Raw genomic sequence first — 15,694 nt, 5'->3', positions numbered from 1 at the left:
CTTGAAGTTACGACAGTATAAGGTCACCGCGAGGCCAGCAATGTCTTTCCTACAAGTCTGATTTCCAAGTCCACAGCGGCGTCATAAGCCGACCACGGCCATCAGCTTGACCTTGGTCAGCTTATCTCCCGAAAGCGGACAATGCGGCCTTGTTAGGTCGGCTACGGGCCAGTAAGCGGCATGACGAACGGGCACATCGCGACCGCATCCGACGGTACGGGGTCATTGAGCCTGACTGTCGAGCCATGATTCAAATCCTTAACCGAAGGATCTGAATCATGCGCCACGAGCTCTCCGACGAGGAATGGACTGCCATCACGCCGAAGCCGCCAGGCACGTCGCGCGACGTATCGGGCGAATGATCGTCGCGTCCTCAGAAGGCGTCAGTCCGGGACGCCAGCCGCCTTCAGCGTCTCGCGATAAGTCGCGGACATCGATTCCACCGGGAAGGGGATCCGCGCCAGGAACCCGGAAATCGAAAACTCCGGATCGACCTTGAGCAGTTCGCGCGCGATCTGGGTCGCGCGCTCGCTGTCGCCGGTCTTCACCAGCGCCACGATCAGCACGCGCAGCGCCACTGCGAAGCGGCGGTTCTGCGCCAGCGCCTTGTCGGCCCACGTCACCGCCTCAGTGAAATTCTGGTCGAGCACCGCGCAGATCGCGAGCGCCGCGGAGGCGAACCAGCCGCGCGGGTCGCGCGGATTCAGCCGCTGCGCGCGCTCGATCATGGCGCGGCCAGCCTGCTGGTTGCCGCGCATCGCCTCGATCCAGCCGCAGAGCACGAGCGCCATTGCCGAGTTCGGGTTGATCGCAAGCGACCGCTCGAACAAGTCGCGCGCGGGCTCGATCTCGTCGGCCATGTTCCAGATCGCGAATGCCGCCATCCACAGCACCTGCGGGTCACCCGGCGCGAGCTCCACCGCGCGCCAGGCCTGCGTGACCGCGCGCTCGCGGTAGGCGTCGTTCGGCTTCAGCCAGCCCTGGACATGACGCATCGCATGACAATAGGCGGAGGCCGCCAGCGCCGGCGCGTAGGCCGGGTCAAGCGCCAGCGCCTGGTCGAGACAGTCGAGCGCGGCTGCCATGCTCGCGGGCGTGAACTCGTACCGCAGACTGTAGGCGCGCAGCAGCAGGTCGTAGGCATCGAGCCTGTCCGGCGGCGCCGCCCGCACCCGCTCGGCTTCCGCGACCAGCAAGGTCGGCTCGATCGCGCCGACCACGTTCTCGGTGATGCGGTCCTGCAGGTCGAACACGTCGGTCGCCGCGCCGTCGAAGCGGTCGGCCCACAGATGCGCGCCGGAGACGGCGTCGATCAACTGTCCGGTGATGCGCAGCCGTTCGCCGCCGCGACGGACGCTGCCTTCGAGCACGTAGCCGACGCCGAGATCGCGCCCGACCTGGCGGATATCGACCGCCTTGCCCTTGTAGGTGAAGGCGGAGTTGCGCGCGATCACGGTGAGGCGGCTGCAACGCGCCAGCGCGGTGGTGATGTCCTCGGCGATCCCGTCGGCGAAATAATCCTGCTCGGGATCGCCACTCATGTTGGTGAAGGGCAACACCGCGATCGACGGACCTTCGCTCGGCCGTGACGCAGTGGCTTTGTCCGCAACCGGATGATCGTTCGCGCTGTCCTCCCTGACATCGCCGACAAAGCGAAGGCCTTTGCGGGGCAGGGTGCGGATCAGGCGCTGTTCCTCGCCATTGTCGCCGATCGCGGTCCGTGCCGCATTGACCCGGCTGGAGAGCGTCGCTTCCGAGACGATCCGCCCGTGCCACACCGCCGCCAGCACCTCGTCGCGGCTGACCACGCGGTCGCGGGCGCGGATCAGGAACTCGAGCAGGTCGAAGACCTGCGGCTCGACGGCCACCAGGGCGTCGCCGCGGCGCAGCTCCCGGCGCTCGGAGTCGAGGGTCAAGTCGTTGAAATGGTAGGTCAAATTCGAAAGTCCGGCGGCCGGCGGCTGAATGCGGGGCGAACCTAGCACAGGCGGCGTCGAGCCAAAATCACGACGGTCTGAAGGACAAATCCACGTCTTCTGAAAGCGGACGGGGGCGGTCTCTGCGATATTCCATCCGACACCAGATTTTAAGGAGATCGCCATGTCCCAATCCATCAATCAGCAACGCCGCCGCTTCCTCGGCATCGCCGGCGGGATCCTCGCCGTTTCCAAGCTCGGCTTGATTGGATCGGCTCAGGCTCAATCCAGGACGGAGTTGTCAGCCGTCAAGGCCGGGAGCCACACCTCGATCGGTCCGGTCAAGCAGATCAATGCCGGCGTGCTCGATACCGGATATGTCGAGATGGGCCCGGCGTCGGGTCCCGCGGTCATCCTGCTGCACGGCTGGCCGTACGATATCCACAGCTATGCCGACGTCGCGCCGGCGCTGGCCGAGGCCGGCTATCGCGTGATCGTGCCGCATCTGCGCGGCTACGGCAGCACGCGCTTCCTCTCCGGCGACACCATGCGCAGCGGCCAGCCGGTCGCGGTCGCCGCCGACATCATCGCGCTGATGGACGCATTGAAGATCGAGAAGGCCGTGCTCGGCGGCTACGACTGGGGCGCGCGCACCGCCAATATCATGGCGGCGCTCTGGCCCGAGCGCTGCAAGGCCATGGTGTCGGTCAGCGGATACCTGATCGGCAGCCAGGCCGCCGGCAAGATGCCGCTGCCGCCGAAGGCCGAGCTGCAATGGTGGTACCAGTTCTATTTCGCGACCGAGCGCGGCCGCGAGGGCTATGCCAAGAACCGGCACGACTTCAACAAGCTGATCTGGCAGCTCGCTTCGCCGCAGTGGAAGTTCGACGACGCCACCTATGACCGCAGCGCGGCCGCGTTCGAGAACCCCGACCACGTCGATATCGTGATCCACAATTACCGCTGGCGGCTCGGTCTCGCCGAGGGCGAGGCGAAGTACGACGCCTTCGAGAAGACGCTGGCGCAGGCGCCTGTCATCGCGATCCCGACCATCACGATGGAGGGCGACGCCAACGGCGCGCCGCATCCGGAGCCCGCCGCCTATGCCAAGAAGTTCTCCGGGCATTACGAGCATCGCCAGCTGCCCGGCGGCATCGGGCACAATCTGCCGCAGGAAGCGCCGCAGGCCTTCGTCCAGGCCATCATCGACGTCAGCAAGGTCTAAAGCGTTTTCGAGCGAAGTGGATACCGGTTCGCGTGAAGAAAACGCGTCAAACAAGAATCGAGAGCGCGGACAAGGAATCATGAAACAGGTTGTGAAATGGGCAGCTGCCGCGATCGCGGCAGCCTGCATCAGCGCGTCATTGCCGTTCGCCGTCGGGCATGCCGATGACGCGGCGCTGGCATCGCCGATCTTCGGCGTGAAAATCCCAGACGGCTATCGCGACTGGAAGCTGATCGCGGTCGGCGAGGAGACCGGGCTCGACGAACTGCGCAGCGTGCTCGGCAACGCGACCGCCGTGAAAGCCTATCAGGACGGTGCCGCGCGGTTCCCCGACGGCACCGTGCTGGTCAAGCTCGCCTGGAAGCGCAAGCCGGTTGAAGGCCTCAACGGCGCGTTCGTCACGGGGCCTTCGACCACGGTTCAGGTCATGGTCAAGGACTCCGCCAAATATGCTTCGACCGGCGGCTGGGGTTTTGGCCGCTTCATCGACAGCAAGCCGGTCGATGCCGCGCAGCACGAGACGTGCTTCGCCTGCCACGAGGCGCATGCCCGCGATCACGATTTCGTCTTCACGCACTACGCACACTGAGCGCCGGCAAGATCGGTGTGGAGCGCTTCTTCTCGCCATAACCCCACTGTCATCGCCCGGCTTGACCGGGCGATCCAGTATTCCAGAGGCGGCTGTGAGATACGGAGATGCCGCGGCGTACTGGGTCCCCCGGTCAAGCCGGGGGACGACGCCGAGTATGCGGCACTGCGCGCCCTTCACGTCCAAACGTTCTTTCTCGCCGCAACTCCGACTGTCATCGCCCGGCCTGTGCGCAATTGCGCACATGGACCGGGCGATCCAGTATTCCAGAGGCGGCTGTGAGATACGGAGATGCCGCGGCGTACTGGGTCCCCCGGTCAAGCCGGGGGACGACACCGGGTATGGGCACTACGCCTTCTTCACGTCCTCGCCACGCGGTCTGATCTGGCGCTGTGGTTGCTGCGAGGCTAGTTTCCCCGCAGCAATCGCATGCGGGGAACGGCTTTGACCATCACCATCTACGGCATCAAGAACTGCGACACCATGAAGAAGGCGCGCAGCTGGCTCGACGATCACGGCGTCGCCTACGAGTTCCACGATTACAAGACCGCAGGGATCGCCAAGGACAAGCTCAAGCAGTGGAGCGACGAGGTCGGCTGGGAGACGCTGCTCAACCGCGCCGGCACCACCTTCAAGAAGCTGCCCGATGCCGACAAGGATGGCTTGAACGAGCGCAAGGCACTGGCACTGATGGCCGAGCAGCCCTCGATGATCAAGCGTCCGGTGCTCGACCTCGGGCCCAAGCGCGTCGTCGGCTTCAAGCCGGATATCTATGCCAAGGAAGTGCCGGCCAAGGCGCGCAAGAAGGGCTGACGCGTTCTAAATCAGCTCGACCGAATCCTGGCTTGCCGGACGATCCGCCGGCACGAACCTGCGGTCGATCACCGCCCGCACGGTGACGACCGGGACCGACTTCGCCTTCGCGCCCATCAGATTGTGCAGCCGGAAGCCGCCCTCGATGCTGATCGCCTTGTAGGAGCCGACGATGTGCTCGACGGTGTCGCCGCGTCCGAACGGCAGCAGCAGCCGCTCGTACGACACGTCCTTGCCGTCGGCATCCGTGACCTCCGCAACCGTATAGGTCGGGCGCTTGCGCGCGAGGCAAGCACGATAGGACAGGATCACGCCGGCATAGCGCTCGGGGCCGATCGCGTCGTCGAGATAGCGGTTGGTGCGTAGCGGCGGCTCGACGTGCTCGTTGCCATAAGCGGTCGTCAGCCGCGCGCCTTCCTGCGTGATCAGGAAGCGGGCGGCCTCGCCGCTGCCGACGACGTCAAAGCCCATCATGTCGGCCCGCTCGTCGGCGGTGCCATCGGTGTGGAAATCGCACAGCATTGGAAGCGCGTCCGGCATGCGCAGCGCGCGCAGCCAGGCGTTCAGCAGCACCCGCTGCGTGATCGATTTGACCACCGATGGATCGGCACTTCTGAATGGCATCGGCTAACGCGGGATGGTTGGGCCACGGGCATAAAGTCGCAGCCACGTGTTCAGGAAATCACGTTGCCGGATCGACTTGATGACCGAGGAATTGGCGCTCTCGAAATGCAAGGCTGCAGCCGTCCACAATATTAATGGGAGGAGCTTCGGCGAGAGGCGGAAATATTCTATGAAAGGGAAGGTCAGGAGCAAAACAGCCTTAATGACGACTTTCCGAGGCGCAAAGCGCTCTCAAAGGCCATTCGACTAAGGATCAACCGGAACTGGTCGTGCGAATACTGCACTGCACAGCTTTCCACCTTGCGTAACCGCCGCAGATGACGGCATATTCCGGCCCGGAGGCGACAGGCCCCCGAACGGTTTCCAAGACGTACGGACAACCTGTCGGACACGAAAAAAGCTGGCCACGCGGGCGAGGGGCTTCGCAGCGATGGCTTATGGGGGAATCTATTTGGCCGATGAGTTCATTCTCGAAACCAGCGGATTGACCAAGGAATTCGCGGGTTTCTTTGCCGTTCGCGACGTCGCGCTGAAGGTGCGTCGCGGCAGTATCCATGCGTTGATCGGGCCGAACGGCGCCGGCAAGACGACCTGTTTCAATCTGCTGACCAAATTCCTGAAGCCGACGGGCGGGCAGATTCGCTACAAGGGGCACGACATCACCGCGATGCCGCCGGCCGACGTGGCGCGGCTTGGCCTCGTCCGCTCGTTCCAGATTTCGGCGGTATTTCCGCATCTGACCGCGCTCGAAAACGTCCGCGTGGCGCTGCAGCGCCAGCACGGTTCGTCGTTCGATTTCTGGCGCTCGAAGAGCGTGCTCGACCGCTTCAATCCGCGCGCCCATGAACTGCTGAACGACGTCGGCCTCAGCGAGTTCGCCAACACGCCTGCAGTCGAGATGCCGTACGGCCGCAAGCGCGCACTTGAAATTGCAACGACGCTCGCGCTCGACCCCGAGATGATGCTGCTCGACGAGCCGATGGCCGGCATGGGCCACGAGGACATCGACAAGATCGCGGCGCTGATCAAGCGGATCTCCGCCAAATACACCATCCTGATGGTCGAACATAACCTCTCGGTGGTGGCCAACCTCTCCGACATCATCACCGTGCTGACGCGCGGGCAGGTGCTGGCGGAGGGCAATTACGCCGACCTCTCCAAGGACGAGCGCGTGAAGGAAGCCTATCTGGGAGCGGGTCATGGCTGAGGCAAAACTGGCGGAGAGGCCCGTCGCTGCGGCCGGCGCTGAGGTGCTGACGGTTGGCGACCTGCAGGCCTGGTATGGCGAATCCCACATTCTTCACGGCATCAATTTCAACGTGAAGGCCGGCGAGGTGGTGACGCTGCTCGGCCGCAACGGCGCCGGCAAGACCACGACGCTGAAGTCGATCATGGGCGTGATCGGCAAGCGCTCCGGCTCGATCCGTTTCGACAACAAGGAGATCATCCGCGCCACCTCCGACAAGATCGCGCGGCTCGGGATCGCGTTCTGCCCCGAGGAGCGCGGCATCTTCTCGAGTCTCGACGTGCGCGAGAATCTGCTGCTGCCGCCGGTGGTGCGCCCGGGCGGCCTGCCGCTCGACCAGATCTTCACGCTGTTTCCCAACCTGAAGGAGCGTCTCACCAGCCAGGGCACCAAGCTCTCGGGCGGCGAGCAGCAGATGCTGGCGATCGCGCGCATCCTGCGCACCGGCGCGCGCTTCCTGATGCTGGACGAGCCGACCGAAGGGTTGGCGCCGGTCATCATCCAGCAGATCGGGCACACCATTGCGCGCCTGAAGTCTGAGGGCTTCACGATCCTGCTGGTCGAGCAGAATTTCCGCTTCGCCTCGACCGTCGCCGACCGCTACTACATCGTCGAGCACGGCAAGGTGATCGATGGCTTCGCGAATTCGGAGCTGTCGGCCAACATGGACAAGCTGCATACCTATCTCGGCGTCTGAAGTCGCCGAGCCAGAAAATTTAGGACGAGGAAATACCCGATGAAGAACACGATTTCTGCGCTCCTGCTTGGCACCGCGCTGGTGCTCTCGGTTGCAAGCGTCGCCTCCGCTGACGACAAGACGGTCAAGATCGGCGTGTTGTCGGATCAGTCCGGCCTCTATGCCGACCTCGCGGGCCCCGGCTCGACGCTGGCGGCTCAGATGGCAATCGAGGACTCCGGCCTCAAGGCCAAGGGCTGGACCATCGACCTGATCTCCGGCGACCACCAGAACAAGCCCGACATCGGCACCACGATCGCCCGCCAGTGGTTCGACGTCGACAAGGTCGACACCATCGTCGACGTGCCGAATTCCGGCGTCGCGCTCGCGGTGAACAACGTCGTGAAGGAGAAGAACGGCGTCTACATCAATTCGGGCGCCGCCACCTCGGATCTCACCAACGCGCAGTGCTCGCCGAACACGGTGCACTGGACCTACGACACCTACATGCTCGCCCACGCCACCGGCCAGGCGCTGGTGAAGGCGGGCGGGGACACCTGGTTCTTCCTGACCGCGGACTATGCGTTCGGTGCGGCGCTGGAGCGCGACACCACCGCCGTCGTGACCGCCAATGGCGGCAAGGTGGTCGGTGGCGTCAAGCATCCGCTCAACACCGCCGACTTCTCCTCGTTCCTGCTGCAGGCGCAGGCCTCCAAGGCCAAGATCATCGGTCTCGCCAACGCCGGCGGCGACACCACCAACTCGATCAAGCAGGCGGCCGAGTTCGGCATCGTCAAGGGCGGCCAGAAGCTCGCGGCGCTGCTGCTGTTCCTCACCGACGTCAAGGCGATCGGGCTCGAGACCGCGCAGGGCCTCAACTTCACCGAGACGTTCTACTGGGACTTGAACGACAAGACCCGCGCCTTCTCCAAGCGCTTCTCGGAGAAGTTGAAGAGCGGCGCTCCCCCGACCATGGTGCAGGCCGGCGTCTATGCGGGCCTGCTGCATTACTTCAAGGCGCTGGAAGCGCTCGGCGGCAATCCGCATGACGGCGCCAAGGTGATCGCGAAGATGAAGACGATCCCGACCGACGATCCGCTGTTCGGCAAGGGCGAGGTCGAGGCCAACGGCCGCGTCACCCACGACGCCTATCTGTTCGAGGTGAAGAAGCCCTCGGAGTCCAAGGGGCCGTGGGACTTCTACAAGCTGGTCGGCACCGTGCCGGGCAACCAGGCCTTCACGCCGCTCGACAAGAGCACCTGCGCGCTTCTGAAGAAGTGACGATCATGCCCGCCGGCCATGCGCGTGGCCGGCGGGCTTCATCTATCTAGTGAAAGCTCATTCGATGCAGGCTCTCTACGCACAGCTTCTGGTGGGACTGATCAACGGCTCGTTCTACGCGCTGCTCAGTCTGGGGCTCGCCGTCATCTTCGGCATGCTCAACATCATCAATTTCGCGCACGGCGCGCTCTACATGATGGGCGCCTTCGTGGCGTATTTCCTGCTCAACCTGGGCGGCATCAACTATTGGTGGGCGCTGATCATCGCGCCCGTCGTGGTCGGCATCTTCGGCATGATCCTCGAGCGGACCATGCTGCAATGGCTCGCCGGGCTCGACCATCTCTACGGGCTGCTCTTGACCTTCGGCATCGCGCTGATCGTGCAGGGCGTGTTCCAGAACTATTTCGGCTCCTCCGGCCTGCCTTACTCGATCCCGGATCAGCTCAAGGGCGGCGTCAATCTCGGCTTCATGTTCTTACCGGTCTATCGCGGCTGGGTCGTCGTGTTCTCGCTGGTGGTGTGCCTTGCGACCTGGTTCCTGATCGAGAAGACGCAGCTCGGCGCCTACTTGCGCGCCGCGACCGAGAACCCGACGCTGGTGCGGGCCTTCGGCATCAACGTACCGCGCATGATCACGCTGACCTACGGGCTCGGCGTCGGTTTGGCCGCGCTCGCCGGCGTGCTGTCGGCGCCGATCAACCAGGTCCGCCCGCTGATGGGCGCCGACCTCATCATCGTGGTGTTCGCGGTGGTCGTGATCGGCGGCATGGGCTCGATCATGGGCTCGATCATCACCGGCTTCGCGCTCGGCGTGATCGAGGGACTGACCAAGTATTTTTATCCCGAAGCCTCCAACACCGTGGTGTTTGTCCTGATGGTGGTGGTGTTGCTGGTGAAGCCAACGGGACTGACGGGACGGGCGGCCTGATATGTCAGCATTGACCGACGATACACTTCCGATCACGCCGCGCGCGATGCGCGACGAGATGATCGTATTCGCCGCGATGGCGCTGCTGCTGGCAGTGGTGCCGTTCACGGGGATCTATCCCTTCTTCGTGATGCAGGCGCTGTGCTTTGCGCTGCTTGCCTGCGCCTTCAACCTCCTGATCGGTTATGGCGGCCTGCTGTCGTTCGGCCACGCCATGTTCCTCGGCACCGCCGGCTACGTCTCGGCGCATGCGCTGAAGGTGTGGGGGCTGCCGCCGGAGCTCGGCATCGTGGTCGGCACCGCCGCGGCGGCCTTGCTCGGCCTCGTCACCGGCTACATCTCGATCAAGCGGCAGGGCATCTACTTCTCGATGATCACGCTGGCGCTGTCGCAGCTGCTCTACTTCCTCTATCTGCAGGCGCCGTTCACCCATGGCGAAGACGGCATCCAGGGCATTCCGCAGGGCCATCTGTTCGGGATCTTCGACCTGTCGAAGCCGCTGGTGCTCTACTACGTCGTGCTGGTCGGCTTCCTCGGCGGCTTCCTCTTGATCTACCGCACCATCAACTCGCCGTTCGGCGAGGTGCTGAAGTCGATCCGCGAGAACGAGCCGCGCGCGATCTCGCTCGGCTACAAGACCGACCAGTACAAGCTGCTGGCCTTCATCCTGTCGGGCACGCTGGCGGGTTTTGCCGGCTCGCTGAAGGTGTTCGTGGCACAGAATGCCTCGCTCACCGACGTGCACTGGTCGATGTCCGGTGAAATCGTGCTGATGACGCTGGTTGGCGGCCTCGGCACCATCTTCGGACCGGTGGTCGGCGCGTTCGTGATCATCGCCATGCAGCAATATCTCGCCGGTTTCGGACAGTGGGTGACGGTGATCCAGGGCGTGATCTTCGTGTCCTGCGTGCTGCTGTTCCGCCGCGGCCTGGTTGGTGAGCTGGCCCACCTGCTGCGGCGATCGCTGTAGGGCAGGGCGGGCGCAAGCGCGTGCCCCGCGAATTTCGGCCGACATAGCGGTGGACGACCGCCCGTTCGGGCGGTCGTTTCAGGTTTTTTCCCCGCCAGATGCTCTATGACAGTTCTGTGACAGTCGCTAAAAGGGCTGTCCCGGAATGATGGAACTGAGACATGCTGCGCTGGTTTCGCGCCTTTCTGCCCAAGGAAGAGCGATTTTTCGACCTGTTCGCCCGCCACGCCCAGACCTCGGTGCAGTGCGCGAAGGCTTTGCAGGACATGCTGAGGGGCGGGGAGGAGACCCCGGTCTTCTGCCAGCGCGTCAACCAGTTCGAGAACGACGCCGATAGCGTCACCCGCGAGGTCCTGACCGCGGTTCGCCGCACCTTCATCACCCCGTTCGACCGCAGCGACATCAAGAACCTGATCACCGCGATGGACGACGCGGTCGACCAGATGCAGGCGACCGCAAAGGCGGTGATGCTGTTCGAGGTGCGCGAGTTCGAGCCGCCGATGCGCGAGATGGGCACCCTGATCGTCGAATGCGCCAATCTGGTCGGCCGCGCGCTGCCGCTTTTGCAGTCGATCGGCCACAACGTCTCGATGTTGACCCAGATCACCGAGGAATTGACCAAGCTCGAGGGCCGGGTCGACGATCTCCAGGACATCGGGCTCAAGGAATTGTTCCTGAAGCACCGCGACGCCAACACGATGGACTTCATCGTCGGCGCGGAGATCTACGATCACCTCGAGAAGGTGGCCGACCGCTTCGACGACGTCGCCAACGAGATCAACTCCATCGTCATCGAGCAAGTGTAAGGCGGGGCGATCAAGTGGACGCCACGCTGGGTCTTCCGGTCCTGACCATCCTGATCGCGGTCGCGCTGCTGTTCGACTTCCTGAACGGCCTGCACGATGCCGCGAACTCGATTGCGACCATCGTCTCGACCCGGGTGCTGCGGCCGCAATATGCGGTGTTCTGGGCGGCGTTCTTCAACTTCGTCGCCTTCGCGGTGTTCGGCCTGCACGTCGCCAACACCATCGGCACCGGGATCATCGATCCGTCGGTGGTGGACGCGACCGTGATCTTCGCTGCGCTGGTCGGCGCGATCGTATGGAACGTGATCACCTGGGCACTCGGCATTCCCTCGTCGAGCTCGCACGCGTTGATCGGCGGCCTGGTCGGCGCCGGTATGGCCAAGGCGGGTATTTCGGCTGCGGTGTGGAGCGGGCTCACCAAGACCTTGCTCGCGATCGTGCTGTCGCCGCTGGTCGGCTTCCTGCTGGCGCTGGTGCTGGTTGCGATCGTGTCCTGGCTCTCGGTGCGCTCGACGCCGTTCGCGGTCGATCGCGCCTTCCGTATCCTGCAATTCGCTTCGGCCTCGCTCTATTCGCTCGGCCATGGCGGCAACGACGCGCAGAAGACCATGGGCATCATCGCCGTGCTGCTCTACTCGCAGGGCCATCTCGGCGACACCTTCGAGATTCCGTTCTGGGTGGTGCTGGCCTGCCAGAGCGCGATGGCGCTGGGCACCCTGATGGGCGGCTGGCGGATCGTCCGCACCATGGGGCTGCGGATCACCAAGCTGACGCCGATGCAGGGTTTCTGCGCCGAGACCGGCGGCGCGGCGACGCTGTTCATCGCGACCTATCTCGGGGTTCCGGTCTCGACCACGCACACCATCACCGGCGCCATCGTCGGTGTCGGCGCGGCACGGCGGCTGTCCGCGGTGCGCTGGAACGTGGCGAGCTCGATCGTCTACGCCTGGGTGATCACGATCCCGGCGTCGGCCGCGGTCGCAGCCGCGACCTATTGGGCGGTGCAGGTTCTCAAATAGCTACCCAACCAACTTCAGCCCGACGATGCCGGACACGATCAGCCCGATGCTAGCGAGCCGCATCGCGGTCGCGGGCTCGCCGAGCAGGATGATGCCGAGTGCTGCGGTGCCGACCGCTCCGATCCCGGTCCAGACCGCATAGGCGGTTCCAATCGGCAGCGTCTTCAGCGCGATGCCGAGCAGGATCACGCTGCCGGCCATCGCCGCCAGCGTCAGCACCGACGGCACCAGCCGCGAAAAACCCTCGGTATATTTCAGCCCGATCGCCCAGCCGATCTCGAGCAGGCCTGCGGTGAACAGAATGGCCCAAGCCATAACGAACCCTCCAATTGGGCAGGGTCGTCCCCGCGGATGGTATGGTGAGGAGAAGGTCGTCCTTCCCGTGCCTATATGTGGGCGGTGCGGCCATTCCGCATTGCGACAAAACGCCCTTGATTGCGCCCGTTTTCCCTGCCAAACGCTGCCCCGCCATGTCCGATACCGCTGTTTCAACCGAATCGCCGTCCCGTTCGCCGCTCTCCGAGGAAGTGGCGCGCCGGCGCACCTTTGCGATCATCTCGCACCCTGACGCCGGCAAGACCACGCTGACGGAAAAGCTGCTGCTGTTCGGCGGCGCCATCAACCTCGCAGGCCAGGTCAAGGCCAAGGGCGAGCGGCGCAACACGCGCTCGGACTGGATGAAGATCGAGCGCGAGCGCGGCATCTCGGTCGTCACCTCGGTGATGACCTTCGAGTTCAACGACCTCGTGTTCAACCTGCTGGATACGCCGGGCCACGAGGACTTTTCGGAAGATACCTATCGCACGCTGACCGCGGTCGATTCCGCGGTCATGGTGATCGACGCCGCCAAGGGTATCGAGGCGCGCACCCGCAAACTGTTCGAGGTGTGCCGGTTGCGCGACATCCCGATCATCACCTTCATCAACAAGATGGACCGCGAGAGCCGCGACACGTTCGAGCTTCTCGACGAGATCGAGAAGACGCTGGCGCTCGATACCACGCCGATGACCTGGCCGGTCGGCCGCGGCCGCGACTTCCTCGGCACCTATGACGTCGTCAATGGCGGGGTGCGGCTGCTCGAGGGCGGCGGCGCCAAGACCGGCGCCACCGAGCAGATCGACATCGCCGATCTCGGCAAGCGCAATCCGAATCTCGACGTCGCCGAGGTCAAGGACGAGCTCGCGCTGGCCTCGGAGGCTTGCAAGCCGTTCGAGCTCGCGGCGTTCCGCGAGGGCCATCTGACGCCGGTCTATTTCGGCAGCGCGCTGCGCAATTTCGGCGTCGGCGATTTGCTCGAAGGCCTCGGCAAGTTCGCGCCGGCGCCGCGCGCACAGGATTCCGACCTGCGCAAGGTCGAGGCGGCCGAGCCGCGCATGAGCGCGTTCGTGTTCAAGATCCAGGCCAACATGGATCCGAACCACCGCGACCGCATCGCCTTCGCCCGGTTGTGCTCCGGAAAACTCAGCCGCGGCATGAAGGCCAAGCTGGTACGAACAGGCAAGAACATGAGCCTGTCGAGCCCGCAGTTCTTCTTCGCGCAGGACCGCTCGGTCGCCGACGAGGCCTTTGCCGGCGACGTCGTCGGCATTCCGAACCACGGCACACTACGAATTGGCGACACGCTCACCGAGGGCGAGGATCTGACCTTCGTCGGCGTGCCGAGCTTCGCGCCGGAAATCGTCCGCCGCGTCCGCCTGACCGATGCGATGAAGGCGAAGAAGCTGAAGGAAGCCTTGCAGCAGATGTCGGAGGAGGGCGTCGTGCAGGTGTTCCGTCCGCGCGACGGCGCGCCGGCGCTGGTCGGCGTGGTCGGTCCGCTGCAGCTCGACGTGCTGAAGGCGCGGCTCGATGCTGAATATTCGCTGCCGGTCGAGTTCGAGGTCAGCGAATTTTCGCTGGCGCGCTGGATCTCGTCCGACGACCGCAAGAAGTTGGAGGCCTTCGTCGCTGCCAACAATTCCGGAATCGCCGACGACGTCGATGGCGATCCCGTGTTCATGGCCAAGAACGAGTTCTATCTCGGCTATACCCGCGAGCGCGCCGAGGGCATCACCTTCTCCAACGTCAAGGACGTGAAGAAGAAGGCGTAGCGCCGCATACGCCCCGCGCATTCAGTGTCGTCCCCCGGCTTGACCGGGGGACCCAGTACGCCGCGGCCTCTCCGTGACTCACACCGGCCTCTGGAATACTGGATCGCCCGGTCGAGCCGGGCGATGACAGCGAGGTTGTGGCGCTAAAAGCGCGAGGACGTGAACTGGCCCCGCTTGATGCGGTCGGGCCGCGGTACCATTTTCCCGGAAGCACATCCCGGGTCCAACCGTATGTTCCGACGCGTCGCCATCTGTCTCGCTTTTGCCGTGCTGGCCTGTGTGCTCGCGAGCGCTGCCTCTGCGCAGCAGCGGCAACAGACCAACCCGGCGCCGTTCGCACACACGCCTTGCAGTGTGCTCGACGAAGGGCCTTGCATCCCGTCCTATTGCAGCGTGTTCAACCACGGGCCGTGCTTTCCCGAGATGGATTATCCGTACGGCGAAAATCTCCAGCTCACGATCCTGACCGTGCCGCCCGAGGGACAGGCCGAGAAGTACCGCAAGCCGGATCATGATCTCGATACCATCGGCGATCTCTTCGCCGCGCTGCGCGCCTGCTGGGCGCCGCCGCCGGCAGGCGATGCGCGCCAGGGCATGCAGATGTCGGTGCGTTTCAGCTTCAAGCGGACCGGCGAGATGATCGGCACGCCGCGCCTGACATTTTCCACGCGGGGCATCGCGGCCGACACCCGCACGACCTACCTCAATGCGATCAACGCCTCGCTCGGCGCCTGCCTGCCGCTGAAGTTCAGCAGCGGGCTCGGCGGCGCGCTGGCGGGCCGCCCGATCATGATCCGCTATGTCGACAATCGCGCGCTGGGCAAGCCGGCCGGCAATCCGTGACCTGCCACCCGGCGTGGTGCATTGCCACCCGCCCGGCGAAGATGGTACGCGAAGGCGGCAATCAATCAGGGGAGGAACATCGTGGGACTGCTCGTCATGATCCTGGGTCTCGTGCTGTTCCTCGGCATCCACGTGCTGAGCAGCCTGCGCGAGCTGCGTGCCGGCCTGGTCAACGCGATGGGCGAGGGGGCCTACAAGGGCGTCTATTCGCTGGTGTCGTTCGCAGGCCTCGCGCTGATCATCTGGGGCTTCGGCCATTACCGCGCGACCGGCTGGATCGACGTCTGGACCCCGCCGACCGCGTTCAAGCACATCGCTGTGGCCTTGATGCTGCCCGCCGTCATCCTCGTCGTCGCCTCCTACATCCGCGGCCGCATCTACACCACGCTGAAGCATCCGATGCTGGCGGGCGTGAAGTTGTGGGCGTTCGCGCATCTGCTCGCCAATGGCGATCTCGGCTCGATCATCCTGTTCGGCTCGTTTCTCGGCTGGGCGGTCTATGACCGCATCTCGCTGAAGCGCCGCAGCGATGCCGGCGCGCCGCCGATCCCGGTGGGCGGGCCCACCAACGACCTGATCGCGATCGCGGTCGGTGTCATCGCGTATCTGGCGCTGGCGTTTGCGTTCCACCCGGTCGTGATCGGCGTGCCTGTCATGGGAGCCTGACT

The 15,694-nt window shown here is 64.5% G+C and carries 16 protein-coding genes; 13 read left to right on the top strand and 3 right to left on the bottom strand.

Annotation, left to right across the window (positions count from 1 at the left end; all coding sequences use genetic code 11):
- Positions 1 to 383: 383 nt before the first annotated feature.
- A complete protein-coding gene (locus tag XH92_RS26740; protein ID WP_194454774.1) occupies positions 384 to 1,937 on the bottom strand; it encodes a winged helix-turn-helix domain-containing protein in 1,554 nt (517 codons plus the stop codon).
- 163 nt (positions 1,938 to 2,100) lie between these two features.
- On the opposite strand from XH92_RS26740, the gene XH92_RS26735 reads away from it, so the two are divergent.
- From XH92_RS26735 to XH92_RS26725, 3 genes are all read left to right on the top strand, one after another.
- Entirely contained in the window at positions 2,101 to 3,141 is a 1,041-nt protein-coding gene (locus XH92_RS26735; protein WP_194454773.1) for an alpha/beta fold hydrolase, read from the top strand.
- Positions 3,142 to 3,220: 79 nt separating this feature from the next.
- A complete protein-coding gene (locus XH92_RS26730) occupies positions 3,221 to 3,730 on the top strand; it encodes a cytochrome P460 family protein (protein WP_194454772.1) in 510 nt (169 codons plus the stop codon).
- A 444-nt stretch (positions 3,731 to 4,174) separates the two neighbouring features.
- Positions 4,175 to 4,543, top strand: a complete 369-nt coding sequence (locus XH92_RS26725) for an ArsC family reductase (protein WP_194454771.1) — start codon at positions 4,175 to 4,177, stop codon at positions 4,541 to 4,543.
- Between the two features lie 6 nt (positions 4,544 to 4,549).
- On the opposite strand, the gene XH92_RS26720 is transcribed toward XH92_RS26725, so the two are convergent.
- Positions 4,550 to 5,167 carry a hypothetical protein gene (locus XH92_RS26720; protein ID WP_194454770.1) on the bottom strand — a complete coding sequence of 206 codons (618 nt, stop codon included), beginning with the start codon at positions 5,165 to 5,167 and terminating at the stop codon, positions 4,550 to 4,552.
- A 451-nt stretch (positions 5,168 to 5,618) separates the two neighbouring features.
- Here XH92_RS26720 and XH92_RS26715 point away from each other — a divergent pair, with 451 nt between their 5' ends.
- The 7 genes from XH92_RS26715 to XH92_RS26685 all read left to right on the top strand — a co-directional run bounded on the left by XH92_RS26715 (position 5,619) and on the right by XH92_RS26685 (position 12,093).
- Positions 5,619 to 6,374 carry an ABC transporter ATP-binding protein gene (locus XH92_RS26715; RefSeq protein ID WP_194454769.1) on the top strand — a complete coding sequence of 252 codons (756 nt, stop codon included), beginning with the start codon at positions 5,619 to 5,621 and terminating at the stop codon, positions 6,372 to 6,374.
- Positions 6,367 to 7,110 (top strand): ABC transporter ATP-binding protein, encoded by a 744-nt coding sequence (locus tag XH92_RS26710; RefSeq protein WP_194454768.1) that lies wholly within the window; start codon positions 6,367 to 6,369, stop codon positions 7,108 to 7,110. The genes XH92_RS26715 and XH92_RS26710 overlap by 8 nt, the downstream gene beginning before the upstream one ends.
- Positions 7,111 to 7,149: 39 nt before the next feature.
- Positions 7,150 to 8,370: an ABC transporter substrate-binding protein gene (locus XH92_RS26705; RefSeq protein WP_194454767.1), complete on the top strand. Its 1,221-nt coding sequence runs from the start codon at positions 7,150 to 7,152 to the stop codon at positions 8,368 to 8,370.
- A 64-nt stretch (positions 8,371 to 8,434) separates the two neighbouring features.
- Complete coding sequence (locus tag XH92_RS26700; RefSeq protein ID WP_074127705.1) at positions 8,435 to 9,298, top strand: branched-chain amino acid ABC transporter permease; 864 nt, start codon at positions 8,435 to 8,437, stop codon at positions 9,296 to 9,298.
- Position 9,299: 1 nt separating this feature from the next.
- Positions 9,300 to 10,268, top strand: a complete 969-nt coding sequence (locus XH92_RS26695) for a branched-chain amino acid ABC transporter permease (RefSeq protein WP_194454766.1) — start codon at positions 9,300 to 9,302, stop codon at positions 10,266 to 10,268.
- A gap of 161 nt (positions 10,269 to 10,429) precedes the next feature.
- Complete coding sequence (locus tag XH92_RS26690; protein ID WP_194454765.1) at positions 10,430 to 11,074, top strand: DUF47 domain-containing protein; 645 nt, start codon at positions 10,430 to 10,432, stop codon at positions 11,072 to 11,074.
- A gap of 14 nt (positions 11,075 to 11,088) precedes the next feature.
- A complete protein-coding gene (locus XH92_RS26685) occupies positions 11,089 to 12,093 on the top strand; it encodes an inorganic phosphate transporter (protein ID WP_194454764.1) in 1,005 nt (334 codons plus the stop codon).
- Here XH92_RS26685 and sugE read toward each other — a convergent pair whose 3' ends face one another.
- Positions 12,094 to 12,408, bottom strand: coding sequence for a quaternary ammonium compound efflux SMR transporter SugE (sugE, locus tag XH92_RS26680; protein WP_092113374.1), 315 nt, complete (start codon positions 12,406 to 12,408; stop codon positions 12,094 to 12,096). It lies immediately after the preceding gene.
- A gap of 155 nt (positions 12,409 to 12,563) precedes the next feature.
- Between sugE and XH92_RS26675 the strand changes: the two genes are divergently transcribed.
- The 3 genes from XH92_RS26675 to XH92_RS26665 all read left to right on the top strand — a co-directional run bounded on the left by XH92_RS26675 (position 12,564) and on the right by XH92_RS26665 (position 15,692).
- On the top strand, positions 12,564 to 14,183 hold the full coding sequence (locus tag XH92_RS26675) for a peptide chain release factor 3 (RefSeq protein ID WP_194454763.1): 1,620 nt from the start codon (positions 12,564 to 12,566) through the stop codon (positions 14,181 to 14,183).
- A 231-nt stretch (positions 14,184 to 14,414) separates the two neighbouring features.
- Entirely contained in the window at positions 14,415 to 15,026 is a 612-nt protein-coding gene (locus tag XH92_RS26670) for a hypothetical protein (protein WP_194454762.1), read from the top strand.
- Positions 15,027 to 15,107: 81 nt separating this feature from the next.
- The gene (locus XH92_RS26665; RefSeq protein ID WP_194454761.1) at positions 15,108 to 15,692 is read left to right on the top strand and encodes an NnrU family protein; all 585 of its coding nucleotides are present in this window, start codon (positions 15,108 to 15,110) and stop codon (positions 15,690 to 15,692) included.
- Positions 15,693 to 15,694 lie beyond the last annotated feature (2 nt).

Origin of the sequence: Bradyrhizobium sp. CCBAU 53421 (assembly GCF_015291625.1) — a bacterium.
In the GTDB taxonomy this organism is placed as follows: Bacteria; Pseudomonadota; Alphaproteobacteria; order Rhizobiales; family Xanthobacteraceae; genus Bradyrhizobium.
Note: the sequence above shows the minus strand (reverse complement) of the source record. Positions and strands in the feature narration are given on the sequence as shown.